Source organism: Sporosarcina sp. FA15 (genome assembly GCF_051550195.1).
Classification (GTDB): Bacteria; Bacillota; Bacilli; order Bacillales_A; family Planococcaceae; genus Sporosarcina; species Sporosarcina psychrophila.
Genome location: NZ_CP188818.1, coordinates 4,502,057 through 4,526,695, shown reverse-complemented (window position 1 = coordinate 4,526,695; position 24,639 = coordinate 4,502,057). Strand labels below are relative to the sequence as shown.

The following is a 24,639-nucleotide window of genomic DNA, read 5'->3' as shown; positions in this document are numbered from 1 at the left end:
TGTTGAACGAACCTACCCGTTAGTTACAATAAGCACCTATTAATTAAGTGTGAATTCTTTTTCAAGAAAAGTAACTACATCTTTCCAATCTACTATTGGTGAATGTTCTTCATATTCAAATGCTCCCAAATTCACATTAGCATCTGGTTCATCTTCATAAAGTGAAAACTCTCTTATTAACGTACCATTTTTTATTACTATAAGCTCTGTATTTAAATCTTCATCATAGTAAGCATAGATAACAGATCTACCATTTGCCAGTTTCGTCCATGCCTGATTCGATAAACCAAAGAATGCTCCTCCTTCGAAGTCCACAAAATATGTCTATCCATCTTCAGTTTCAGAAATGTGTACTGATTTATCAACACAATCCCCGTACTCATCCAACTCAAATTCAATCTCTTCATTCATCCAACTACAATATTTTTTTTAGCTTCTTCTAAAGATAAATTAATTTTAAAACAACATTCTTTCATTTTTATTCATCAGCCTCACTTCACTTTACAATGCACCTTAACTTTTCATTCTTATTAAACAACCCTACCTGTTAGGCTAACTCCAACGACCATGATGCATCACAGACTGTCGCACCCAATACGAGTAGCGCTTACGGGCGATTAATCCTCCCTTGCTTATTGCACCAGCCTTGCCTATATTCTCTGAAGAATGGGGCTGTTTTTTTATTTTCATGGGAGTTTAGTAGAATACTTCACAAACTTTTTTCTCCTCCAACTTATCATTTCCTTTTACTTTTAAGCGTTTTTGCAAATACATAACCACTTAATCCTAGTGACGCACTAATCACATAGCATTTATAATTATTCTTTTGTAAGTATTTTTCGAGTTCATTCGTATCATCGTAGCAAATCGGCCAAGCATATAATTTATGGAACTCAAATTGTTCTCTGTTCCCTACGAAAAATGTATTCAAATCTACTTCTTCAATATCAAATAAAATACTTCCCGCCATTACATGATCGAAATAATGTGCTAAGTAATCCTCGAATGTAACTGTTACAATTTCATCTGCCACCGTTTCGATATCTAATAGCAATTCATTTTCAAGAAAATTTACTGAGTACCCAATTAACACACCATCGTGAATAGATATTGTCATTCACTTCCTCCTATATACTGCCGCGTTGTATGAAAAATCAATTAGAATTACCCATGGCAATCCTACGATACTTTACTAAAAAACCTGGATTAAATGCTTTTCTATTTTAAATTTAAATTCTCTAATACTTAAGTTTGTTTCTGCGTCGAGAATACTTATTTCTATTGTTATCGTATCCCAACTTTCCAAATATGTACGCTTCACAAACCTTTGAAAACCTCTTATTTCAGAGTATTTCTCCATATACTGGGGCTTTTCATGGGATAAATCATTAATATTTTCATCTATTTCCCATTTGCCGAATTGAATATTTATGTCTCGATCAAGTTTATTTTGTGTATCAAAACCAAAAAACATGTCTCCTGTTTCTTCGTTATAATAAATCCCCATTACTTTCAAATAAAACTTAGTATCATTAATCAACAATAGTTGAATTCCTATATTATCCTCTGGATCCCCAACCCATTCCTTCCACTGTTCTTTAGTCCACATGTCCATTTTACTTGTATCAAATGTGTTCATAGTGAAATCAACATTAATATTTTCTTTTGTCATTTCCTTCGCACCCCTTAATTATCTTAATATGGTTAACCCTTTCAGTTAACTTGCTGCGTTAGTTGAAGTAGAAGGTAAAGGATTGTCTCCATGAGATCAAACCTTATACATCTCCAATCCAGATCAACTTAAAATCCGTTCATGGAAATATTTAACTTCATTACTCAATAAGTTATGACACATGCAATAGATAAAAGTCTTCCTATGTAAATGAAAGAGCGACTTTTCGCAAATCTAACATATTTATATTGTGTTTGATTCATAACTTTTTCAAGCAGATCTAGTAGACGCAATGCCCGTTTTAGGAAATATTTAATTTCATTAAGAAAACATACTAAGATCAGTAGTGCAGACCAAGGCATTGGTTAGCACTACTATTTTTTTATATAGTAGAGGTGAAGAATAGGTCGTGGCAGCTTTGGGGTCTTGAATCCGTATAAAAAACCGACCTACTTCACTCCCCTTATTTGAATCAGGTTTAAGTATGTTGGATCCATCGAGATCGTGTATAAGAAATGGGAATCGATAAGGTGAAGGTGAGGTCTTTAAAACACACAAGGAGGGTGAATATGAAACACGTCATCGCATTTGATGTCAGTATGGGAAAGAGCTATATGGTCGTTTATAACGCGCTGAAGAAGTGTGAGTTGGAGAAAGAAATCGAGCACAATCGTCCCGAGTTCATCGAACTCAAAGTTTTGATCGATGACTTAATTGACGGATATGGAGAGCATCCTCACATCGTATTTGAAGCGTCAGGTGTCTACTCAAGGCCTCTGGAACGTTTTATGATAGAGAACAAATACAGGTATTGTCTTTTAAATCCCTTGGAAGCAAAACTCCAATGCGATTCTTTGCGTATGCACAAAACGGATCGAAGTGATGCACATCAATTGGCACTCACACACTTTACGACCGAAAGACGGATTGAAACAGTGTCGGATGATGTTTACAGACAACTGAAACGAATGTCTAGGCATTACAGTGAATTGGACGATGAATTGAGCGTCGCCCGGAGCCGAATGCATAAGGTCATTCAGGAAACCTTTCCTGAGCTCGAGAAGGTATTCACAACCAAATCCGAGCTATTCCTGAACGTAGTACAATTATATCCGCATCCAGATCTTGTCATAAATCAATCAAAGACGGTCATTAAAAATCGGATACTTGCCAATACAAATAAACGATTGTCCGTTAAAAAAGCGGAGGAAAAGGCAGTTGAACTACTCAAGGCAGCAAAACAATCTTACCCAGCCGCCTCTTCAACTGATGTACTGTGTGATCAAGTACGTGTATATGCAAAACGATATCAAGAGCTCCTTCTTCAGAAGAATCAATGCATCGACAAAATGGAGTCCCTTGCCGAGGAACTTAAAGAATATGAAATTTTACGTAGTCTCCCTGCTATTGGAGCGAACACGGCCGTCCGAATCATAGCGGAAATTGGCGACATTCGTAGGTTTGACAACAACAGACAGCTAAACGCATATGCAGGTATCGATATTAGACGATACCAATCAGGGAAATTTTTAGCGAGAGATAAAATCAATAAACGTGGGAATAAGCACTTGCGTAAAATCATGTATCTAAACGTTCAGAACATGATTAAACAGCGACGATTCGGTGGAAATCATATCGTGGAGTATTACGATAAATTAAAAGCGCAACCCTACAATAAATGTCATAAGGTTGCCTCCATCGCATGCGTGAACAAGTTGTTAAAGACGATTTTCTTTCTTGTAACACATAATCAAAACTACGACTACAGGTTAGCCCCCTAGTATAGCCGTAGCATCATTTTAACATATTCAAGCCTTGTGAAAAAACGAAAAGTCATTAGGCTTATTTGGTGTGGATCAACAATCAAAATCCTCATAATGCATGAATGTTCATGAAAAAATTTCTTCAGAGGAAATGAGAAAAGTTATCTAAGATACTTGACTAATCGTAAGAAAAGCTGCCCTGTAAAGGCAGCCGATTGTTTAACTAAAGTAACTTGTTAGTTGAAGAAATTATATTTCAAGAAAAATATTCTCAGATCAAAATTATGTCTATCATTTTATTTAGGTGGATTTAGTTGCCACGAAAATCCAAGCTATTTTTATTTAATGTGTAATTCTACCGAAAAGGGGTTTTTGCTGTTTTTGGAAACCTTAATACTTGAGCTGCCCATTTTTTGGATAATCTCGAAAATAACCTGCCCCTTTACATTTGACACGTCTATTCTATAGACTTTTTCTGCATCAGGATCTAGGGTATCTATATGTGCAGGTTGATTATCGACATAAACAGGTAATAATTCCTTTGTCGGTGAATTTTTACTGTATGCATTTATGGTGAATTGACGACTAAGTTCTTGGTTCTTATTTTTAACTTTTACATATAGGTTATCGCTATCTTCCTCCGTAGAAATCATACAGCGTGAGACATTTGTTTTTGTCATGTAGCCTCCTCCGATTCTTTTCTATTCTTTTTTGAGAGAATTAATAGCGTCAAGGATAGCTTTGCGATTACTATATTCACTTTGTAATAACTCATTCATTATATTAGTGAATTTAGAAACTAGAGGTTCTATATTGTCTGAATTCTGGTTACCCATTAAGCTTTCCATCATAATAAGATTAGATAGAGTCATAGCCATAAATCCAGCACTATTATCGGTTACGTTGATAACGGTATTGTTTCCATTTGTAAAGGTATTGTTTCCAGCGTTTGCGGTAGCAGTTGAGTCAGCATCACCAGTTGCATCAGCGTCTCCAGTTGCATCGGCATCACCAGTCGCATCGGCGTCTCCAGTCGCAGTTGCATCACCAGATGCGGTTGCATCGGCGTCTCCAGTTGCATCGGCATCACCAGTTGCATCAGCGTCTCCAGTTGCATCGGCGTCACCAGTTGCGTCGGCGTCTCCAGTTGCATCGGAATCGGCGGTTGCATCGGCATCACCAGTTGCATCGGCGTCTCCAGTTGCATCGGCATCACCAGTTGCATCGGCGTCTCCAGTTGCAGTTGCATCGGCATCACCAGTTGCATCAGCATCACCAGTTGCATCAGCATCACCAGTTGCATCGGCATCACCAGTTGCATCAGCGTCTCCAGTTGCATCGGCGTCTCCAGTTGCGTCAGCATCACCAGTTGCATCAGCGTCTCCAGTTGCATCGGCGTCTCCAGTTGCATCGGCGTCTCCAGTTGCATCGGCGTCTCCAGTTGCATCGGCGTCTCCAGTTGCATCGGCGTCTCCAGTTGCATCGGCGTCTCCAGTTGCATCGGCGTCTCCAGTTGCATCGGAATCGGCGGTTGCGTCGGCGTCTCCAGTTGCATCAGCGTCTCCAGTTGCATCGGCGTCTCCAGTTGCATCGGCATCACCAGTTGCGTCGGCATCACCAGTTGCGTCGGCGTCTCCAGTTGCGTCGGCGTCTCCAGTTGCATCGGCGTCTCCAGTTGCATCGGCATCACCAGTTGCGTCGGCGTCACCAGTTGCATCGGCATCAGCTGTTGCATCGGCATCACCAGTTGCATCGGCGTCTCCAGTTGCATCGGCATCAGCTGTTGCGTCAGCATCAGCTGTTGCGTCGGCATCGGCGGTTGCATCGGCGTCACCAGTTGCATCGGCATCACCAGTTGCATCGGCATCACCAGTTGCATCGGCATCACCAGTTGCATCGGCATCACCAGTTGCATCGGCATCACCAGTTGCATCGGCATCGGCGGTTGCATCGGCGTCTCCAGTTGCGTCGGCATCAGCGGTTGCGTCAGCATCACCAGTTGCGTCGGCATCAGCGGTTGCGTCGGCGTCTCCAGTTGCATCGGCGTCACCAGTTGCATCGGCATCACCAGTTGCATCGGCATCGGCGGTTGCATCGGCGTCACCAGTTGCGTCGGCGTCACCAGTTGCGTCGGCGTCACCAGTTGCATCGGCATCGGCGGTTGCATCGGCGTCACCAGTTGCGTCGGCATCAGCGGTTGCGTCAGCATCACCAGTTGCGTCGGCATCAGCGGTTGCGTCGGCGTCACCAGTTGCATCGGCATCGGCGGTTGCGTCGGCATCAGCTGTTGCATCGGCATCAGCGGTTGCGTCGGCATCAGCTGTTGCGTCGGCATCAGCGGTTGCATCGGCATCACCAGTTGCATCGGCATCGGCGGTTGCATCGGCATCACCAGTTGCATCGGCGTCACCAGTTGCATCGGCATCAGCGGTTGCGTCAGCATCAGCTGTTGCGTCGGCATCAGCTGTTGCATCGGCATCACCAGTTGCATCGGCATCGGCGGTTGCATCGGCGTCACCAGTTGCATCGGCATCAGCAGTTGCGTCAGCATCAGCTGTTGCGTCGGCATCAGCTGTTGCGTCGGCATCAGCTGTTGCGTCGGCATCAGCGGTTGCATCGGCATCACCAGTTGCATCGGCGTCACCAGTTGCATCGGCATCAGCTGTTGCGTCGGCATCAGCGGTTGCGTCGGAGTCACCAGTTGCGTCGGCATCAGCAGTTGCGTCAGCATCAGCAGTTGCGTCAGCGTCAGTGTTAACTATCCATGGATACCGAGCATCGCATCGTCTGCAAAATTTTTCAAGATTTTCACTTTTGTAATGACAATATTCACATTTCCAATTACTCATTTTTGTACCTCCTTTCTAAATAATGATCAAGTTGAAAAATAATAATCAACCTGTCTGGATAGCATATGTCTTTAAAAATTATTGAACTAGTTAATCTGACTAACTAACTAAATCAAAAATTTATTAGGTAGAGTTATAGTCTCTATTAAGCACAGAACCGCATGAGCAGTTATAGACTCGCTCCGCTAACGCACCCGTTTGCTTAATAAGATGACAGCTCTCTTGTAAGTGAATGCTTTCCGAATGAACCTCTTTCATAATTATCATCCTATTAATTTCTTTTGATTTTCAATAAAATGGCCTGATAATGAAAATCCAGGCCCTTCTTTCTTCCATTAAAAAAACTCCCTTTTACGGGAGATCCTTTATGTTGAACTATTGAAAATAAGACTTCAGTAGTTAAAAAAAACAAGTTTCTGTATAACTAGTTAGGATAAAAAAATTAAAAATCAACGGTCTCTTTGATAGTTGACCATTGAATTTTGGGATTAAATTCATTGCTAGTCATCATCGTTCCAACAAATATATCATCGGTATTAGTTATGTTATTCAAATAGTGTTCAATAGTTGAACTGATAACTTTTGAGGTGTATAAACCTGATAATTCATTCTTAGGAACCCAAAATAATTCCCCTTCGTCTGAAGGAATAAAGTTCATATGCTTTGTTTCTCCAAAGTAGACATATTGCTGACGTATTTCCCCGCTATTCTTCTCAAGCAGTATGTATTCAAGCCTGAAATTTTTGATGTCATCCTTTTTAAATCCTGTCTCTTCTTCAATTTCCCTGTAACTTGCCGTCATTGGAGAATTAAGTTCATCGGATTCCATATGACCTCCAATTCCACCCCAAAATTCAAAATTAAAGATTTTACTTTTTTTCTTTTTCATCATTAGTACACTTCCTTGATGAATTAAGAATGCAGTAGCCATTTGTCGGACTTCCAATAATACCATCCTCTCTAATTCTACAATTATTTTTTAAACTAAAAGAGCATTATACGATCAAAAATCCTACTACATATAATGGCCCTTCAATGGAATAACATTATTATTACTTAACAGGTACCTGATCTACAGGTAAAACCGAAATCCCTTCTATATAGAGATAGGAAATTCCGGTTCACCTTTTTCATAAAAAATTTGATCATTTCAATAAGCCTTCTTCAACTGAACTACCCCTTTAGTCTTCCCCGCCACTTCGATAAGACCGGTAATTCAGACTTTTATAATACTGAGTTCCCAGGTTATTCATTTTAAATGATGATTTTTCTTATCCAAAATGCCATGTACTACAACTAACACAAGAATTGTTATGATTAAAATTTTGTATATCAACCGTTGATCTAAATAAAAATAAGCTATTAAAGACAAAATGCCTAAACAAATTGCCAAAATCTCTAACTTCTTTGGCTTACTCAGCAGACTCCCTAACAGAGCAAGAGTTGAACCACTTATCATAAGTATAGGAAGGTAGTTTGCATACGTATCTTCTAAGTCAAAAAACGGTCCTAAAGCAATAAGAATAAAACCTAACCATTGAAGCACTTTTCCTAATTTGTTCATCCTTGAGAACCCCCGGTCATTTGACACTTTTCTTCAACTAACCGCCATACATGTAGCGCAAAATCAGCGCTACACCACAGAAGTTGAAAATATGTGCAGAACTGTTATTGGATACTACGGCTTGCGAAGAAGGTCGATGAACTATGGTGCCATAGAACCCTATCCGTTAGTTATACTCCAACGACCACTGTGGCATCACAGACTGTCGCACCCAATACGGGCGGTATTTCCGGAAAATAAATCCTATTATAGTTAATGTACCAGCCTTGCCAATATTGAACAAATTTTGTAAAAAATTCGATTTAATTACGTAGACAAGACGAACTTTGACAATTCAATAATCGGGCTATTTGATTTAGTATTCGGTATTCAGGAGGGGTAAGATAGATGAACTCAATCTATTCTAAATCGTAGTTTGTAAACCTGCTTTTACTATGGCTTACAGCTTGCAATGAAATAACGGAAATAGAAAAAGAATATATGGATGCGGAACCAGCTACGAAACTATTAAGAGACTACTTGACAGATCACCGCGCTGAACTAGTAGAGGAAAGAGTAATTGTAACAGCGTATGGTCCTGATGAACTTAATAATGTTCTCGAAGTAAATCTCATAAAATTGAACAGGAAGAAGGAGAAATAATTTAAAAAGATATTGCATCAGGAAGTAAGACGGAAACTGGAACAGGGAGGATACCTCATAAGGCAAGAAACATTTACAACAAATTAGAACAAACGAATGTATGATCTTCCAGAGATGAAAAATTATTGGAAATGTATAACTTGTTAAGCTATCAGGCGCAATTGTGGCACAACATAGCTATAAAATGAGCAACCTTCATTTTAATGCCTCACCTCACGCATTTTAACGCCCCCCCAATCTAACTTAAGTTAATTCTAAAATGCGTTAAGTTAGATTCAAATGAGCACCGAAAAAAATGGATGACTAAAAAACAGCTTCATCCCCTATGTAGCAAGAGCTGAGGCTGTCTTTATGAATCTAACATAGTTCTATTGTGTTAGATTCGCAAGTTTTTTTGAATACACTTATACCGATGTTTTATTTCAATAAATCGTTCGGAATCCGAATCCTTCCTATAATTAGTGTTATACATTAAAAAACGTGTAGCCATTAAATTCTGTTTTTGGTAAGGGGTTCAATTTTAATCCAATCGTTTGATGATCAAAAGCGATTCGTACCAGTCCACGAGTCATATCAGCAACATTCATTGATTCCATTTCCTCCAATGAGAAAAAGCCTGCACCATCTACTTCAACTTCATCTGGTTGTGGCTGCCCTTCTAAATATTCCATCAAAAATCCAATATAAATATTATGTACTCGACCTGGATAATCCCCCAACATTACGATCGATTTCACTTTTGTAGTTACACCTGTTTCTTCTAATACTTCACGTATGACACTTTGTTCAATAAGTTCTGTTTGACCAATATAACCACCGGGGTTTGTCCATTTCCCTTTCCCAGGATTATCTTTACGGCGAACGAGTAACATTTTTTCCTCTTTTATGACTAAAGCTCCAACACTTACACTGTAATTTCCCCAATGAATAAATGAACAGCTTGAACATGCTTTATACTCTTCATCATTAATGACACGTATTTCTAACACTTCTCCACAGTTCGAGCAATAATTCATTCCCATATAAAAACCTCCATATAATTCGTCATAACTATTTTTTTCAGATAAATAACAAAAGCCCGAGGATACTATGCTCCAAGGACTTTTATATTTATTTAGCGTTGTTACTTTTTGATTGAAATAAATTAAGATAAATAGTCGGGCTATAAACCAATATAAAGTTTGAATATATGCTTCCTCATTCAGATACTTTGATTACGATTTTACCGAATGCTCCACGACCCAGATGCTCATAGGCTTGGATTGCATCAGAAAAGGGATAAACTGTGTCAATCACGGGTTTAATGTTCAGTTCATTAAATGCTTTGTTCATTTCATCGAAAGCTTTCCGATGCCCCACAAAGATACCTTGTATACGCGCTTGTTTGGACAACAATGAAAACAAATTTACTTCTGCCATCATACTCTTCAGGAACCCAATGACATAGATATTTCCTTGTTGTGCAAGAGCATCAATGGAACGGTTAATACTATCTCCACCAACAACTTCTAAAATATGCTGAGCTCCCTTACCATCCGTGAGCTTTAATACTTCTTTTTCCCAATCCGGTGTTTTCACATAGTTTATAACTTCTTTTGCTCCTAGAGCCCTTACTCGTTCGCCCTTTTCGTCACTGCTAGTTGTGACAATAACTCTTGCCCCTAGTGCAGAAGCGATTTGAATCGCATAGATTGATACTCCCCCCGTACCAAGAATAAGTACTGTATCGCCGGCTTTTATTTTTCCATATTCAACTAAAGAAAACCAAACTGTTAAGGCTGCAATCGGAAGTGTAGACGCTTCTTCATCTGTCATATTAGAAGGTGTCATTACCGCTGCGTCTTCGTCTAGGAGCATATATTCCGCAAGACCACCATCATTAGGTCCACCCACTGCAGTTGGGCCATAGTCCTCGGTTGGTGCTCCATCAGTCCATTTTGTGTAAAGATGGGAAACCACCCGGTCACCTTCATTAAATTTTGTTACCTCTGAACCCACACCGATTACAACTCCAGCTGCATCCGATACGGGTGTGAAAGGTTTACTCATTAAGTCTGGTAAATAATCACCATCCATAATTGATTTATCCCGGAAATTGAGGGATACAGCCTTCACACGTACCAACAGTTGTTTAGGACCTGGTTTCGGAATATCCACATCTACTAATTTTAAGTTTTCCAATCCTACGCCTTGCTTTTTCCATGCTTTCATATTCATCTTTTCCTCTTTCCTTAAATATATATTTGCAATAAGAATATTATTTATAACCACTTATTAGTCTAAACGACTCGCAACACAGAAATACATATCCCGAATTGTCGATGTGTAAGTGATAACAATAACCAAATTCATAACGGAATTTGGTTATTGTTATAGTTCTGTTTGAATGAATATACCAAGGTTTCTTATGGCTTCCTCATCCCTTTTGTAATAAGTCCATTTACCTAACCTTGTGGCCTCAATTAAACCCGCTTTTTGTAAGGTTGACAAGTATTGGGAAGCAGTAGATTGAGTCATGTTTAACTTATTTGTTATTTGACTAACGCAAACACCAACTTCAACTAAATCAATCCCATCCTGTGGTTCAAAATGATCCGAAGGATCTTTAAGCCATTCTAGGATTTGCAGCCGAGCATCATTTGAAAGTGATTTAAAAATATTTATCTTATCCATGTTCACATTATACATCGACAAAAACCAATTTGTCAATTTAATAAACATTAATATCTCTATAGGTTGAAATCTATCTCCCCCCAAAACCGTTCCTGACCTTTTATCGGTCTATTTATGACACCTCCAATAATTTAAAAAGTCCCCCTTTCTTAATAAAAGAGACTATTTACAAATCGATATAAGCTAGGTAAAAGAAGTACGATAAAAACAGCAGACAGTTTAGAATTAGCAAAAGAACTACAAGTAGCAGTTAAGGCTGGTGAAGAAGAACTATTAATGTTTAATGGTCAAACTTTTAATTACCCAAATGAAAAAGGTGACCATTTAATTGAGGTAAATCTTACTGCTGATTTTGGAACGGCTAAATATGTTGGAAATATTTTAGTGAAGTAATATTAAATACTTTAGAAAAAAACTACTATGTAGAGGCAGTCCCTTCTTCAACTAAAGCCCCTGTTAGTTGAAGGAGGTCTACATAAAAAAACTTACTTTACTTTTAGTGTACTATTTTTTCGATACAAACTTTGCACAAACCAGATGCTCCATTTAATTACCTCAATAAGCACTTTTTATAATTAACTAAAACTAAAACTATAGCCACTATTAAATATATTACAGAGGTAACTGTAAGAATATTAAGTACGTTTCCAACTTGAATGACCAAAAAATAATTGAAAAGTTGGTGAATCATAATAGGAATAATGAGATTATGATTCAAGTTATAAAATGCAGTTATGATGATTGATACAGCAACAATGCCACACAAGAAATAAATGATATATTGCACCAATTGTAATCCTGAGTATCCTGACATAAGCCATAACGGTGTATGCCAGAAGCCCCAAGCCAATCCAACGATAATGGCTGATTTTAATGGACTGAATCTTTTTTGCAAATCATTTAATACAAATCCCCTCCACCCTAATTCTTCCCCGAGTGGTCCAAGAATTAAATTGTAGCCAAATAAGATAAGAAGTGAAGTCCATGAAGCAGTAAATTGTTCATATACGGGCACATTCCATATTTTGTTTGTCATTAATAAACTACCAATTAAAAGCAAAAATTGAATAAGAACGATACACAATACAGTCGATATTCTGATTCTTTCCCTAAATTGGCTTTTTATAAAGTTCCATAGGTTCCATTGGGGATAGATTTTACGGAACATTGTTACGAAGACAAATGTAGACGTCCATGATGATAGCACGATTAATATATCTACTACGAGCTGAGACTTTAAAAAAAACATCGTCAGCCCTATGACAAGAAGAAATACAAAGAACATGACATAGGTCCATATAATATATTTTTTTACCATTCCACTCAAACCAAACACCCTCCTATTTATATAAATAACCAATAGAACAGTTTGCACTTGTTCCATTGGTTATAAAGATAAACTATGGTGTTACCCCCAGGTCAATATCAATAAAAAGTATTTTACTCTTCTTCAACAGGAACATATATTTCTAAGAAGGCTCGTTCTTTGTTATCAAGATATGTAATAAGACGAGTATTAACAAAAGCAACCCCTTTTGGTTTAAGTCCTTGTTCGTTTCCCCATTCCACAGTAGATTCAAAAACTTTATATTTAATATCACTATTTCCATTTTGATACCTGCCATCCTCAACAATTGTATAGATGCATTTAGAATATTGTAAATAACATCCGATATTTTCCTTATGTATCGTTTCATGCTTTTCAACAATATACATCTTGGAATCTAGAAACCCGTTTTCATCAAAAGTAAATTTCCTCATGATTTTGCTAAGAATATCATCCTTCATCATATCCATATTTTGCAATAAAGCAGGATACTCCAGAAAGGAATAAAAGTCAGAAAACTCATCAATTACTTCATAGGTTGGGAATTTCCTTATGGAGTATTGGTTTAAGTGTTCTTTTAATTCCTCACAGAATACTTTTGTTTCTTTTATTTTTTGAAGCATGAATTTTTTATTTCGTATGGTTTCTTCTAATTGTTCGGCTTTTACTTCTAATAAAGTTTCCAGTTCTTCTATTGCTCTTCCTTCTTGTAGTTTTCTAACTTCTTTCATCGATAAGTTTCTCTTTATATAAAAATCCGCTACCAATAATGTATATATATCATAATCATTATACTGTCGATAATTATTTGATTCATCATGGTTTGGTTTTACAATTCCTTGTTTCTCGTAATACCTAAGTGCATCTCTTGATACACCCAGAATTTCAAATAATTGACTTGTTCTATAAGTATTCCTTTCCATTTCATATTGACCTCCTAAAGATATAATATTCAGTGAGTAATTTTAAATAATTACTATACAATCACGGACCTTATTAATATGATCGAATATTTATTCTCAATCTTCATAATTATGTTAACATAAATATTCAATTAAAGTTTATCTCCCCTCTAAGCCATCCTTTAGAGGGGAGATAACTTTAATCATTTTTAAAAAATAATAAATCTTTATTTATATAATCAAACTTCGTATTAAATGAATAATCTTTTAAAAAACTATAAGTAGGTTTTCTTTTTATTCTTGTTCAACTAACCTGCCCAGTTAGTTGAATAAAAAAAAGCTTTACTCATTAATGAAGTAAAGCACCTGTTAGTTCAACATTCAGTATTAGGATATCTATTTTACTTCACACAAGAAAAAGCCAGTACAATAGGAATTCGTTGTCTTCTAAAAAATTCATCTTCACTACTAAAATGTTCACGCTTTGGTGTACCCTCGCGTAAATCTAGAACTGAAAATCCAGCTTGTTTAAGTGCTATAAAATAATTTTCGATTGTTCGATGATACTTAACCACTATTTGGTCAATCCAAGGCTCTTTTCTTTCCCCCTCATGGAAGTAGTCATCGACAATCCAATTACCGCGTTTATCTCCAGATTGCTTACTAGCAAAAGACGAAGTTGTAAGTGGATGCTGGATACTAAAAGCAAATCTCCCGTTTTCTTTAAGTGTTTTATGAACATCTCGAAACAGGCGATTAATGTCTGAAACATAATGGATTGCAAATCGAGATGTCACAAGATCAAATGCTTCTTTTGGATAATCATAAGATTCCATTGTTTCAAAGTGTATTGTCCCGTTTTGTTGAAGTATGTTAGAGCGTGCCACTTCCACCATTTGTTTCGAACCTTCTACTCCTGTGTAGTTTTTTGCTCCTAAATGTAAGAGTTCTTTTCCAAACGATGCATCACCACACCCTAAATCTAAGACGCTACTATCTTGAAAAATCCCAATTAACTCATAGATAATTGGTCCTTCAATTGCATTATTTGGACTATCGTTTCTACTTCTTCTAATCATGTAATTTTTCAAAAAATCGGTTTGATCGTAGACGCTAGGTCCTTTAAATTCCATCGAAACGTCTCCCCTCTAAAACTTGAGATGTCGGGCGAATCATCGCCACATACACAAATTAATTTATTCTATCAGTTGTTTTCTAGAATTGACAATTAGCCAGTTATTTACTTTTCAATAAAATTTATATAAAAAATTTCGCTATAACGATTCCTTATTGAACTCACCTGCCGCGTTAGTTCCAGAAGAACAAAGAGCTGCATTTGGTTAGGATACGCTAACGTAGAATGGCATTATAATGCTCATAGTGTTTTTTCCAATAACGACCAAATTAACAGCTATCTATTCGATTTGTGGTGTACTTATATACACTTGTTCTTTTATTATTTCTCGGATATCGAAGGACTTTAAAAATCGTAAAGAACGCAAATAAATAAGAATGAAAGTTAATTTTTTTGTTCTTATCGGATATAGAAAAGTAAACAGTCTGCCGTTAAGGGACACGATTGTCGAACAATGTGCAGGCGCATTTTTACTAGCCAGATTCGAATCGTTCTTTAATAATTGGTTGTAAAGTTGGATGTGCAAAATGACGCCAAAAGTGACAGCCATAGCTTCTACACTATCTTATTTTTTAAATAGATTTTTTTTATGCCACTTGAAATAAGGCTTGTTCTCCTCAGTTCGGGCGATTTTCATTTTTGAATGCATACTGTACTTTTCATAATCCTCTTCCGAAATCTGTGATGAAATATGCAATCTACCTTGTCCATCGAATGCGATAAATCCATTCTCATAGAGCGCATCATGATTACAACATAGAAGGACACCATTATAAGGATCCACTCTTTCAAAACTCGTACCGTCTTTCCATGGCTTAGAGTAGCTTGCGCGAAGCAGTGCAGGTAACTCAATCTCACAAAGAACACATTTGTGATCCCAGAGTGGTAGTAAACCTTCCCTAAACTTTTGTTGCCCTAAACGAATCTTTGTTTTCAATTCCGATTCTGTTTCAGCAATCATGGGAATGAATGTGTTACGCTCTGTTTGAAGCACCGTACCAATTGCTAATTCGAGCTGCTCTTCATCTACTTGATAAATATTAAGGTCGCCAATTAATTCTATTAACTTTATTGCTAATTCCTCATTGCAAGGATATAAATACCCTTGATTACCATTTGCATCTGTTTGAAATGGTGAATACTTAATTGGCAGAAGCGGCAAAATGTCATCAAATTTCGAGAGTACATTCACAGGTACTTCAAGTTCATGATAGTCCAATTCCACTAAATACCCATCATCAATCAAACGTTCTTGATTTTGCATAGTTGACGGATTACTCGCTATCAAGCATCCTGTTTTAGCAACACTAATCGCCACAATATTTCCTTTTACATAATGAAATATGCGATCCCCTTCATTTACCTCTATCATTCGTAGCCGTGAATGACGTTCTTTCCCACTACTGTCTTGTTGCAGTGACCAAATGATTCCTAATTCTTTTTCTTCTTGATATGTCTGACCTTGCATCACAACGAAACTTTGCATGTATGGAACACTCCCTAAATCGCAATTCAACTAGCTCTATACTCATTATAGCTGTTTTTTTCCTTTAGGCTGCTTATTGTAGTTTCAAATTGACCTGAATGAGTAAAAAAATGATTTCTGCACAACCAAAAGCCACGATCGCCGAATCATCTTCGGTAATCGTGGCTTTTAATTTTTCATCGTAATTCTTAAGACTTCACAGTAACTACTTTACCCTCTTTACGTTCCTTAGCATATTCAGCTGTAGCTGTGAACAGTACGTCAGAAGATGAATTCAGTGCAGTTTCACAAGAATCTTGAACAACACCGATGATAAAGCCTACGCCAACCACTTGCATAGCAATATCATTTGGAACTCCAAATAAACTACACGCTAGCGGGATAAGCAAAAGTGATCCGCCTGCAACACCTGATGCACCTGCTGCAGACACAGCCGCAACAACAGTAAGAAGAAGTGCAGTCACAAAATCAACTTCAATCCCAAGCGTATGGACTGTTGCGAGAGTTAGTACAGCAATTGTAACGGCTGCACCTGCCATATTAATAGTAGCACCTAGAGGAATTGATACTGCATAAGTATCCTCATCTAAGCCAAGTTCTTCACATAACTTCATATTTACAGGAATATTTGCAGCTGAACTGCGTGTAAAGAATGCCGTGATACCACTGTCTTTTAAAACCTTGAAAACAATTGGATAAGGATTTCTGCGTATATAGACATATACGATTAACGGATTCACTACAAGTGCGATAAACAACATACATCCAACTAAAATTAAAACTAATTTACCGTATACAAGTAAAGCAGAAAAGCCAGTTGTTACAATAGCATCAAAAACAAGCCCCATAATACCAAGCGGTGCTAAATTGATCACCCATTGCACGACTTTAGTAATTGCATCTGAAAAACTACCTAACACGTCTTTTGTATTTTGATTGGCATTTTTCAATGCAAGTCCAAGAACAACTGCCCACATTAAAATACCTAAATAGTTAGCATTGAGTAATGCATTAACTGGATTCGCAACTATGTTAAAGAGTAATGTTTCAAGAACTTCAACAATACCTTCTGGTGGAGAAAGCCCTTCTGCTCCTGTTGTCAATGTTAGTGTAACCGGGAACATAAAACTCACAGCGACAGCGACAGCCCCTGCTAGGAGTGTACCAATCGCATAAAGCCCAAGAATCGCTTTCATATTCGTTTTCGTACCGCTTTTATGCACGGAAATTGCGTGCATCACTAAGAATAATACTAAGACTGGTGCCACTGCCTTTAATGCACCGACAAATAAAGAACCGAAAATGGATACCCAACTTGCTGCAGTAGGAACGATTAAAGCTAAAATAAGACCGGCAATAATACCAATAACTATCCTTTTTACTAGACTTATTTGATTCCATTTAACAAATAAATTTTTCATTATACTATCCTCCAGATTTTTCTTTAAACTCGTATTATAAAAAATGCACAATCACTTCTCCACGTTGAGGCAAAATGTACTTATTTCACCTTGAAGTAGACTGAAACTTTATTTTAACACATCCTTTTTAGAATTGTGCATTATATTAGAATACTTTTTGTGGTTTACTATTAAAATCGTTTGGGCGCTAGTCAAAGATTTTGGATCATATGGACAGTGTAGGTACATAATGAAAACAAAAAAACAACAATCACTGAATTTCCTTCAGTAATTATTGCTTTAAATCCCATAAATTACATTCAATTTCACGAATGTTTTTATGGATATGGTGGGAATTGGGCCCGCCTAGGACAGTAAAAAAGAGAGCCATTATAACTCTCAAAAATACGATTAATAACCAGATCAAATAATATTTCGAGTATCGAATCTTTGAAATCTCACCCACTTAACCTATTTAACGCTACTCTATGACATCTCATTCGATAAGAGCAATCTGTACAGGTTCTACGTGTAGTTCATCATAAATGATTCTAAGACACTTAAACCTGCTCGTCTCGTTGAAATAACAGGTAAACAAACTGGCTAGGCTTACTCACTTCCCTACACCAATATTTGTAAATAAGTTATACTGTATCATGAACTGATATGCCCGTTGTTCAACTAACGCGGCACGATAGTTCAACAAGGATAACATATGAACAGTGGTGAATTATTGAATGTTAGAAAACTTTAAAGGGGGCAGGGATTAAATTATGTGGAAGAATTACATTGAGAAAATATCGAAAGAATATCATTTCAAAGCCCCAGCAACCAATTCTGAAATAACTCTTATTAAAAAAGAATTAAATATTGAATTACCAAAAAAATTATTAGACCTATTAAATGAAACAAATGGAGTATTTGACAAATTTGATTGTCCTTTGATTTGGTCAACTGGAAAAATAGTAGAAGACAACTTGTTTTTTAGAAATTTTGATGATTATAAAGATATTTATATGCCATTTGATAATTTAATGTTTTTTTCTGATGGAGGAAATGGGGATTTGTTCGGTTTTGCCATATTAAATGGGAGTATTCAAAAAGAGGACATATATGTATGGAATCATGAGGATGATAGCCGAACTTGGATTGCTTCTTCGTTAGAAGATTTTATAAAAGGTTGGATTACTTCCGAAATTTCTATATAAATAGGAGGTTTCGTTCTTAAACAAACGGGTGCTTTACTTCAATTAGGGGTTAAGCACCCTTTTCTTATTCAACTAAAAGAGCAAAATAGTTCAATAAGATAATTGGATTTATGTGGTAAAGTTAATTATTCAACTTACATGGCGAGGTAGTTTAATAAGAAAGAGACAAGGTAGGATAGACTAATTACGATGAAAAGGGAGGACTATAATTATGGATCGAATTTATTTTGTAGACAATCCTTGGCCTAATGGTCATCGAATAATCAACTTTAAGTGGAGTGCACATTTCAAATATGAAGAAGAGGAAGTATTGAAAGAAAGAACAGGATTGTATTTCGATTTACATTTGGAAACTGCAGATTATTATGAGGAAGATTTAGATTTAGATGAGAATGACGATGAAGAAGTAGACGATTGGCACGCTAAGATTGTATGGAACAACTATCATAGTTGTACTATGTCATCTCAAGAATGGGATTATAAAGGTTTTCATGTAGGAAGTGATGAGGCACCATTTGACCTAGAGACACTAGATGGGAAGGCATATGAAATTGACTTTCTATCCAAGGATGAACAGGAAAACTTGAATCTAGATTTGACTGCATTTGATGTTTATTTGCTCGGTCACGATGCGACAGCCTATCACATTATTAAGTTTACTAAGGAAGAAGGCCAGTCTTATCAAATTGATTGGAAAGGTAAGTTGGCGCTGGCTTATACAGGTGATTACGAGTTCAGATATGATTTTCATGCATTAATTTCTTCTACATCATTTAGCGGAATTACAATTCCTGATGAAATAACGGATTATAGGGCCTATGAGCTTCTAGAGCGCTTCGTTAGTAAACCAACATTATTTGAATTGCAGAATGACAATGGTAAGAGAAAATTTATATTTAAATAACAATATGACTTGAATATTTATGGGATGTTACGTTTTATAAAGGCTTTTCGTTGCTATTAGGCAGTATTAGCAAAGGGGATCGATAGTAGCTCAAAGGTGAAGCGATTGAGCTTATCCGGTCGTCTGCTGTTACGGTCAATCTATCTCGTTGAATATCTTCTTTTTATTTACCTTGCCGTAGTTTTTGTAAATAAGAAAGTCACAGTTTAATAGGGGTGTAATTTATGTTAAGAAAATGGATTTTATTAATTGGTGGAGCTGCATTAACCTCTTTAATACTTAGTTTGTTTTTTGTTAATAGGGCTAGTGAAGATCCCATGCTCGCTAGAAAGATTTTAGAGCAGGCGGAAAGTGGTACAACAGAAATCTCACTGTCTACTTTAACCGATTTTGACTGGGAGAAGGCATCAGTCTATGGACCATATACAACAGTAGATGTCATAGAAGAATCATTGAATATTGAATTTAAGGGTAGTATTAATGGAATTGATTTTAGAGAAGATATTTTTCTACTCGTATTTGCTAAGGGAAACCATGCTATAAAAACGGTAGTACTTTCAAGAAAAGTAGGTAATTATTACGAAAAGAACGGTATGCTGACACCAAAGAATGATCTATTAATTATTAAAAAATAGCTGATATTGACACTTTACTGGTCTGGTCACGCCCCACCCCCAGCCGCCGCAGCAGACTGGGCTGCTTTTGCGCAGTCAATCGCCACAACAAGCGACACGAGAAGTGGTTCCATCTCATCCTCTACAATTATTAACTGGTAGCTATCGCCCCATGTGAACCACTTTTTGCTGACAGCACCAATCAGTTCCCCATTTCGGTATACTTCGAAATCCATATCCCACCAATTCCCCTGTACTTCTATCCCTGCCACGTCAATTGAATACCGTGCTTTTAAAAAAGAAAATTCCTTCTTTATCGTTACCATTTCTTGGCCATGTACTTCGACAAAAAAAGTCGGTAGAAAACTAAACGTTTTTTTCGTGATCATCGCCACTTCTTGACAAGCCACATCCATAATCGAAAACGTCTTCGGTATTTGCATAAAGCTTCCTTCTACGAAATACACTTCATTCTCTTCTTGATCCTTCACCGAAAACTTGCCGCTCAAACTAAATACCTTTTGCTTAATATACAACTGTCTCATGTAATCCCCCCTGTACTAGAAACCCCTTTTCAGTAAAACCCGTTCTCTCTACTACGTATCGGATGACAATACGTTTCACTTTCTCCATAAATATATGGGGAAAACATATAGTCTTGCTACTCTACTCAAGCCCGCATCCGTGCCAACACCCGCTCCCCCGCCCTAGCATGTCCTAAATAATTCGGATATGCGACAACTTTGTTACGGTGGAAGTATAATATATTCGCAGCATCCAGTTCATCGAAATGAAAAAGCTTCGGCATTAAATGGGAGGCATTGGTCATTCGTTTTGGCGTCTCTCGGAACATGTCCTGATGGAGTGCGTGCGCTTCCAAAACATTCTCACTGTAATAAAATGCGAATAGTTCTGGCTCTCTAGTTTCAATGACGTACAGCTTAATCTTGCCAATACTTAACTGATTTCGTGCAACCATTTTCGAAATTGCCTCGTCGTCATAGTCGATAGCATCCAGTAATTCGGAATCTTCCTCCACTTTCACTTCCCCCTCGGCAATTGCCCAAAAAGTCCGATGGGCCAACTGAAACAGGTCTTGTACAGTTGCGATGTTTTACGATATTTATTTCTAATAGGCCCGGCATATCTGTTTCTTTATTATAGTAATTGTAACGGTATAAAAAACCGATCACATCCGCATCATTTCTCACAATGTAAATATCATTATCAGAATACCCCTGTGTTTTTAACTCGTCGATCTTATTCAAAACCTCAGTTTCATTTTGGAATGTGCCTACAAACTTTTTGTAAGCCATATCAATTTGCCTCCTAAGATTTTTATTATTTTACGCTTACCATGACCAGGGTTCCATCAAAAGCCGGGAGTTGTTCAACAAAAATTCAGTAATATATCATCATGAAAAGCCCCCAGCTGAAATATTCAATAAAAAAGTGTTAGTGTTGGATAGAGAAATTGAGTAAGGAGCAATGGTAAATCGTAGGGTTGTTAGAGGCTGTGTATAGCTTTCTTATGATGAAAATGTTATTTTGAATAAAATAAATTTAGTTTTTGTGAAAAGTTTGGGATAGTGTTTAGATTATTAACATTGATTTGATCAATATTGCATACATATATATGAAAACTTAAAGTAGAGGTATTGATTAGTATGAATGAGAAGTTACTAAAAAATGCCGATGCATGCTATCGGTTGGCTGAGCAGGAGGCTGCTCATTATTTTAAATCACTTTCTGAACAGCTCGTGCAAAACATGGTTGCCCCTGTTTTGATAAAAGATATACAGTCTTGGAAACAGAACCATATTCATCCTTTCCCGTTATTATCTATTTTTTCGCGTGGAAAGGGAAAAACTGGTTCAGAGGGGTATCACACTTATATCCAATGGCTGGATTACACAGGTAAACTAGATAATTATTTGGATCGGAGCATTTCCTATATTTACATGCGAGATTTGGGTAAAGCCTTGGACTCACCTGACACACAGACCAGGGTTCAACGTACAGTTGATAGTTTAAAAAGTCACCTAATTGATTCCAATCCGAAAAACCCTGGAAGTAAATTGGAGATGTTTACTATGGCTGGGATGTATCGGCTTGCCCAGAAGGAAGGCGTTGAATCCACCATGATCTGGGTGATGGATAAATTAAAGACTGTATCATCCCATATTCCAGAGGGGATGGATGCTGAGGAAGCCAAGCGGAAACTTATCAAAATCATAGCCGGGGTCATCCTGCATGTGGTTGAAGAGATGGACGCTGAGATTACGCCTGAAGAACGTACCCGGAAGCTCGAAGAAGCGATTAGGCTGGGGTATTCCTATGGTCTGACGTATCCATTCATTGACGACCTTCTGGATGCCGGTGTTTTATCAAATCAAGAGAAAAAACGATATTCCGATTTAATACGGTCCACACTTATCACAGGATCTGTTCCTGAATTGGATCAGTGGACTGGAAAAAACGCGGAATTCATCAGATTTGTCCATTCGGAACTCCGAGATGCCTTTGAGTATATTAAGAGCCTTCAACGACCAGAGACAAGAAAAAGTTTTTTCGAGCAGTCTTATGTGTTTTTCAATTCCCAGGAAGTGGATCGTGTAAAGGATCTATCCAATGCGAATTACACCAATGAAGAACTTTATATACCTGTCATTTTAAAATCCTCTTCTTCACGTTTGATTACCCGTTCAGTCATAAGTGCTCCTGAGGATGAGGGCTTCCATAACCGAACATTTTTATATGGCATTTACAACCAGCTAGCGGATGATTTTGCGGATATGTTTGATGACTTAAATGAAGAAAGAGTAACACCCTATACCTATTATTTGAAATATCACGATAAGCGCTCGGACCTCATAAATCCCTTTGAATTGTACTGGACAGTCATCTATAATTTGATCCATAATGTCTATCGCTCTGATAGCAAGACGCGTGAGGTGATACTCGATCGTGCCATAAACGGGCTGAAACGATTTAAAAAACGAATGGGCACTAATAAATACAACGAAGTTATGAAGTTATTTGCTTCGGGAAATCCTACATTCAACAAAGTCATCCAACGTATGGTTCGAAAAGCGGATGATGTGGATTTCTTTGATAAACTGCTTCGAGATCATATGATTACGAATCTGAAAAGTGAACGGAAAGAGCAGGAAGTCTTTTTAGATACAATCGAAACTGTACGTGACCAGATCAACGACGTATTATCTATTTCCGAAATAGGAAATACCTCTTCGATGATTGAACCGATAATCGATGCGGCAAATTACAGTCTGAAAAGTGATGGAAAGCGACTAAGGCCAATCATGACTTGGGTCATGGGTGTGAACGAATATGGATTGGATAAGTCATCAATCGTCCCGCTTCTGAGATCATTGGAATATATGCATACGGCATCCCTCATTTTTGATGATATGCCATCCCAAGATAATGCGCCCAAGCGTAGAGGGCGTCCAACCTTACATCAGGTGTATGATGTTGCCACAGCTGAATTAACTGGACTTTTCCTGACCCAAAAAGCGGTTGAAGAACAAACATCTCTTGACCAGTACGATCCAAAAACGGTGCTACGCTTGATTCGATATTCGTCCCAAATTGTAGGGGATATGTGTAGAGGACAGGCGATGGACTTGGATTCCAGAGGGAAACAATTGACGCTGGAACAATTGAATACGATGTGCTTTTATAAGACCGGAATCGCATTTGAAGCTTCTCTTATAATGCCTGCAATTCTGGCCCATGCAACGGAGTTGGAAATGGAAGCTTTGAAAAGATTCTCCCGTCATGCCGGCATTGCATTTCAGATTAAGGATGATCTGCTTGATGTGGAAGGAGATCAGAACGTACTCGGGAAACCCATTGGAAAAGATGCTGAAAACAACAATACGACATTTGTATCAATCCTAGGTGCTATCGGTGCCAGAAAAGCGATGTGGGAACATTATTGTTTTGCAATGGAAACGTTACAAGAAATACCACGTAATACGACTTTTTTGAAGCATTTATTGAATTATCTCGTGAACCGAGACCATTGAGTTTGTTGGTTTCCAACAAACTCGGCCAAGTGTCCTACCAAAGCTTCAAAGTGTACTACCAACAACGAGGTTTCCAACAAACTCTTCGAAGTCTACAACCAAAGCCTAGAGCTGTCCAACGAACTTGGACGAGTGTCCAACCAATGCTTCAAAGTGTCCTACTAACAACGAGGTTTCCAACAAACTCTTCGAAGTCTACAACCAAAGCCCAGAGCTGTCCAACGAACTCAGCCGAGTGTCCAACCAATGCTTCAAAGTGTCCTACTAACAACGAGGTTTCCAACAAACTCTTCGAAATCTACAACCAAAGCCCAGAGCTATCCAACGAACTCGGCAAAGTGTCCAACCAAAGCTTCAAAGTGTCCTACTAATAACGAGGTTTCCAACAAACTCTTCGAAGTCTACAACTAAAGCCCAGAGCTGTCCAACGAACTCGGCAAAGTGTCCA

At 37.8% G+C, this 24,639-nt stretch carries 25 protein-coding genes; 7 read left to right on the top strand and 18 right to left on the bottom strand.

Annotated elements, in window-relative coordinates:
* Positions 1-39 precede the first annotated feature (39 nt).
* The 3 genes from ACP8HG_RS21685 to ACP8HG_RS21675 all read right to left on the bottom strand — a co-directional run bounded on the left by ACP8HG_RS21685 (position 40) and on the right by ACP8HG_RS21675 (position 1,672).
* Entirely contained in the window at positions 40-315 is a 276-nt protein-coding gene (locus ACP8HG_RS21685; protein ID WP_438297984.1) for a hypothetical protein, read from the bottom strand.
* 421 nt (positions 316-736) lie between these two features.
* Positions 737-1,117, bottom strand: coding sequence for a hypothetical protein (locus ACP8HG_RS21680; protein ID WP_399631042.1), 381 nt, complete (start codon positions 1,115-1,117; stop codon positions 737-739).
* Positions 1,118-1,192: 75 nt separating this feature from the next.
* A complete protein-coding gene (locus ACP8HG_RS21675; RefSeq protein WP_438297983.1) occupies positions 1,193-1,672 on the bottom strand; it encodes a hypothetical protein in 480 nt (159 codons plus the stop codon).
* Between the two features lie 569 nt (positions 1,673-2,241).
* Between ACP8HG_RS21675 and ACP8HG_RS21670 the strand changes: the two genes are divergently transcribed.
* Positions 2,242-3,453 carry an IS110 family transposase gene (locus ACP8HG_RS21670; RefSeq protein WP_438297965.1) on the top strand — a complete coding sequence of 404 codons (1,212 nt, stop codon included), beginning with the start codon at positions 2,242-2,244 and terminating at the stop codon, positions 3,451-3,453.
* A 320-nt stretch (positions 3,454-3,773) separates the two neighbouring features.
* Here ACP8HG_RS21670 and ACP8HG_RS21665 read toward each other — a convergent pair whose 3' ends face one another.
* The 4 genes from ACP8HG_RS21665 to ACP8HG_RS21650 form a co-directional block, all read right to left on the bottom strand.
* Positions 3,774-4,115 (bottom strand): hypothetical protein, encoded by a 342-nt coding sequence (locus ACP8HG_RS21665; RefSeq protein WP_067206265.1) that lies wholly within the window; start codon positions 4,113-4,115, stop codon positions 3,774-3,776.
* Positions 4,116-4,333: 218 nt separating this feature from the next.
* Entirely contained in the window at positions 4,334-6,166 is a 1,833-nt protein-coding gene (locus tag ACP8HG_RS21660) for a hypothetical protein (protein ID WP_438297981.1), read from the bottom strand.
* A gap of 560 nt (positions 6,167-6,726) precedes the next feature.
* Complete coding sequence (locus ACP8HG_RS21655) at positions 6,727-7,215, bottom strand: NUDIX domain-containing protein (RefSeq protein WP_187047791.1); 489 nt, start codon at positions 7,213-7,215, stop codon at positions 6,727-6,729.
* Between the two features lie 318 nt (positions 7,216-7,533).
* Complete coding sequence (locus ACP8HG_RS21650; protein ID WP_067206261.1) at positions 7,534-7,848, bottom strand: hypothetical protein; 315 nt, start codon at positions 7,846-7,848, stop codon at positions 7,534-7,536.
* A 480-nt stretch (positions 7,849-8,328) separates the two neighbouring features.
* On the opposite strand from ACP8HG_RS21650, the gene ACP8HG_RS21645 reads away from it, so the two are divergent.
* On the top strand, positions 8,329-8,490 hold the full coding sequence (locus tag ACP8HG_RS21645) for a hypothetical protein (RefSeq protein WP_438297980.1): 162 nt from the start codon (positions 8,329-8,331) through the stop codon (positions 8,488-8,490).
* Positions 8,491-8,954: 464 nt separating this feature from the next.
* Here the strand turns inward: ACP8HG_RS21645 and ACP8HG_RS21640 are convergent, their stop codons facing one another.
* The 6 genes from ACP8HG_RS21640 to ACP8HG_RS21615 all read right to left on the bottom strand — a co-directional run bounded on the left by ACP8HG_RS21640 (position 8,955) and on the right by ACP8HG_RS21615 (position 14,525).
* On the bottom strand, positions 8,955-9,512 hold the full coding sequence (locus ACP8HG_RS21640) for an NUDIX hydrolase (protein ID WP_067206256.1): 558 nt from the start codon (positions 9,510-9,512) through the stop codon (positions 8,955-8,957).
* 175 nt (positions 9,513-9,687) lie between these two features.
* The gene (locus ACP8HG_RS21635) at positions 9,688-10,701 is read right to left on the bottom strand and encodes a zinc-dependent alcohol dehydrogenase family protein (RefSeq protein ID WP_187046769.1); all 1,014 of its coding nucleotides are present in this window, start codon (positions 10,699-10,701) and stop codon (positions 9,688-9,690) included.
* A gap of 159 nt (positions 10,702-10,860) precedes the next feature.
* Positions 10,861-11,163 (bottom strand): ArsR/SmtB family transcription factor, encoded by a 303-nt coding sequence (locus ACP8HG_RS21630; protein WP_067213845.1) that lies wholly within the window; start codon positions 11,161-11,163, stop codon positions 10,861-10,863.
* 550 nt (positions 11,164-11,713) lie between these two features.
* Positions 11,714-12,481: a CPBP family intramembrane glutamic endopeptidase gene (locus tag ACP8HG_RS21625; protein ID WP_438298683.1), complete on the bottom strand. Its 768-nt coding sequence runs from the start codon at positions 12,479-12,481 to the stop codon at positions 11,714-11,716.
* Between the two features lie 122 nt (positions 12,482-12,603).
* Positions 12,604-13,413 (bottom strand): MerR family transcriptional regulator, encoded by an 810-nt coding sequence (locus ACP8HG_RS21620; protein WP_187046767.1) that lies wholly within the window; start codon positions 13,411-13,413, stop codon positions 12,604-12,606.
* 380 nt (positions 13,414-13,793) lie between these two features.
* Positions 13,794-14,525: a class I SAM-dependent methyltransferase gene (locus ACP8HG_RS21615; RefSeq protein ID WP_438297979.1), complete on the bottom strand. Its 732-nt coding sequence runs from the start codon at positions 14,523-14,525 to the stop codon at positions 13,794-13,796.
* A 379-nt stretch (positions 14,526-14,904) separates the two neighbouring features.
* Here ACP8HG_RS21615 and ACP8HG_RS21610 point away from each other — a divergent pair, with 379 nt between their 5' ends.
* Entirely contained in the window at positions 14,905-15,039 is a 135-nt protein-coding gene (locus ACP8HG_RS21610; protein WP_338653397.1) for a hypothetical protein, read from the top strand.
* Positions 15,040-15,092: 53 nt separating this feature from the next.
* Here the strand turns inward: ACP8HG_RS21610 and ACP8HG_RS21605 are convergent, their stop codons facing one another.
* Positions 15,093-16,013 (bottom strand): HNH endonuclease, encoded by a 921-nt coding sequence (locus tag ACP8HG_RS21605; RefSeq protein ID WP_187046765.1) that lies wholly within the window; start codon positions 16,011-16,013, stop codon positions 15,093-15,095.
* Positions 16,014-16,201: 188 nt separating this feature from the next.
* On the bottom strand, positions 16,202-17,434 hold the full coding sequence (gene sstT, locus ACP8HG_RS21600; protein WP_187046764.1) for a serine/threonine transporter SstT: 1,233 nt from the start codon (positions 17,432-17,434) through the stop codon (positions 16,202-16,204).
* 752 nt (positions 17,435-18,186) lie between these two features.
* Here sstT and ACP8HG_RS21595 point away from each other — a divergent pair.
* The 3 genes from ACP8HG_RS21595 (at position 18,187) to ACP8HG_RS21585 (ending at position 20,160) form a co-directional block, all read left to right on the top strand.
* Positions 18,187-18,621: an SMI1/KNR4 family protein gene (locus tag ACP8HG_RS21595; protein WP_438297978.1), complete on the top strand. Its 435-nt coding sequence runs from the start codon at positions 18,187-18,189 to the stop codon at positions 18,619-18,621.
* Between the two features lie 211 nt (positions 18,622-18,832).
* Entirely contained in the window at positions 18,833-19,525 is a 693-nt protein-coding gene (locus tag ACP8HG_RS21590; protein ID WP_438297977.1) for a hypothetical protein, read from the top strand.
* Between the two features lie 224 nt (positions 19,526-19,749).
* The gene (locus ACP8HG_RS21585; RefSeq protein WP_438297976.1) at positions 19,750-20,160 is read left to right on the top strand and encodes a hypothetical protein; all 411 of its coding nucleotides are present in this window, start codon (positions 19,750-19,752) and stop codon (positions 20,158-20,160) included.
* Positions 20,161-20,186: 26 nt separating this feature from the next.
* On the opposite strand, the gene ACP8HG_RS21580 is transcribed toward ACP8HG_RS21585, so the two are convergent.
* The 3 genes from ACP8HG_RS21580 to ACP8HG_RS21570 all read right to left on the bottom strand — a co-directional run bounded on the left by ACP8HG_RS21580 (position 20,187) and on the right by ACP8HG_RS21570 (position 21,455).
* Positions 20,187-20,684 (bottom strand): LURP-one-related/scramblase family protein, encoded by a 498-nt coding sequence (locus ACP8HG_RS21580; RefSeq protein ID WP_340741565.1) that lies wholly within the window; start codon positions 20,682-20,684, stop codon positions 20,187-20,189.
* A 125-nt stretch (positions 20,685-20,809) separates the two neighbouring features.
* The gene (locus tag ACP8HG_RS21575; protein ID WP_342537658.1) at positions 20,810-21,178 is read right to left on the bottom strand and encodes a hypothetical protein; all 369 of its coding nucleotides are present in this window, start codon (positions 21,176-21,178) and stop codon (positions 20,810-20,812) included.
* Positions 21,138-21,455 carry a general stress protein gene (locus ACP8HG_RS21570; protein WP_438297975.1) on the bottom strand — a complete coding sequence of 106 codons (318 nt, stop codon included), beginning with the start codon at positions 21,453-21,455 and terminating at the stop codon, positions 21,138-21,140. The genes ACP8HG_RS21575 and ACP8HG_RS21570 overlap by 41 nt, the downstream gene beginning before the upstream one ends.
* Before the next feature lie 351 nt (positions 21,456-21,806).
* On the opposite strand from ACP8HG_RS21570, the gene ACP8HG_RS21565 reads away from it, so the two are divergent.
* Positions 21,807-24,191, top strand: coding sequence for a polyprenyl synthetase family protein (locus ACP8HG_RS21565; RefSeq protein WP_438297974.1), 2,385 nt, complete (start codon positions 21,807-21,809; stop codon positions 24,189-24,191).
* Positions 24,192-24,639 lie beyond the last annotated feature (448 nt).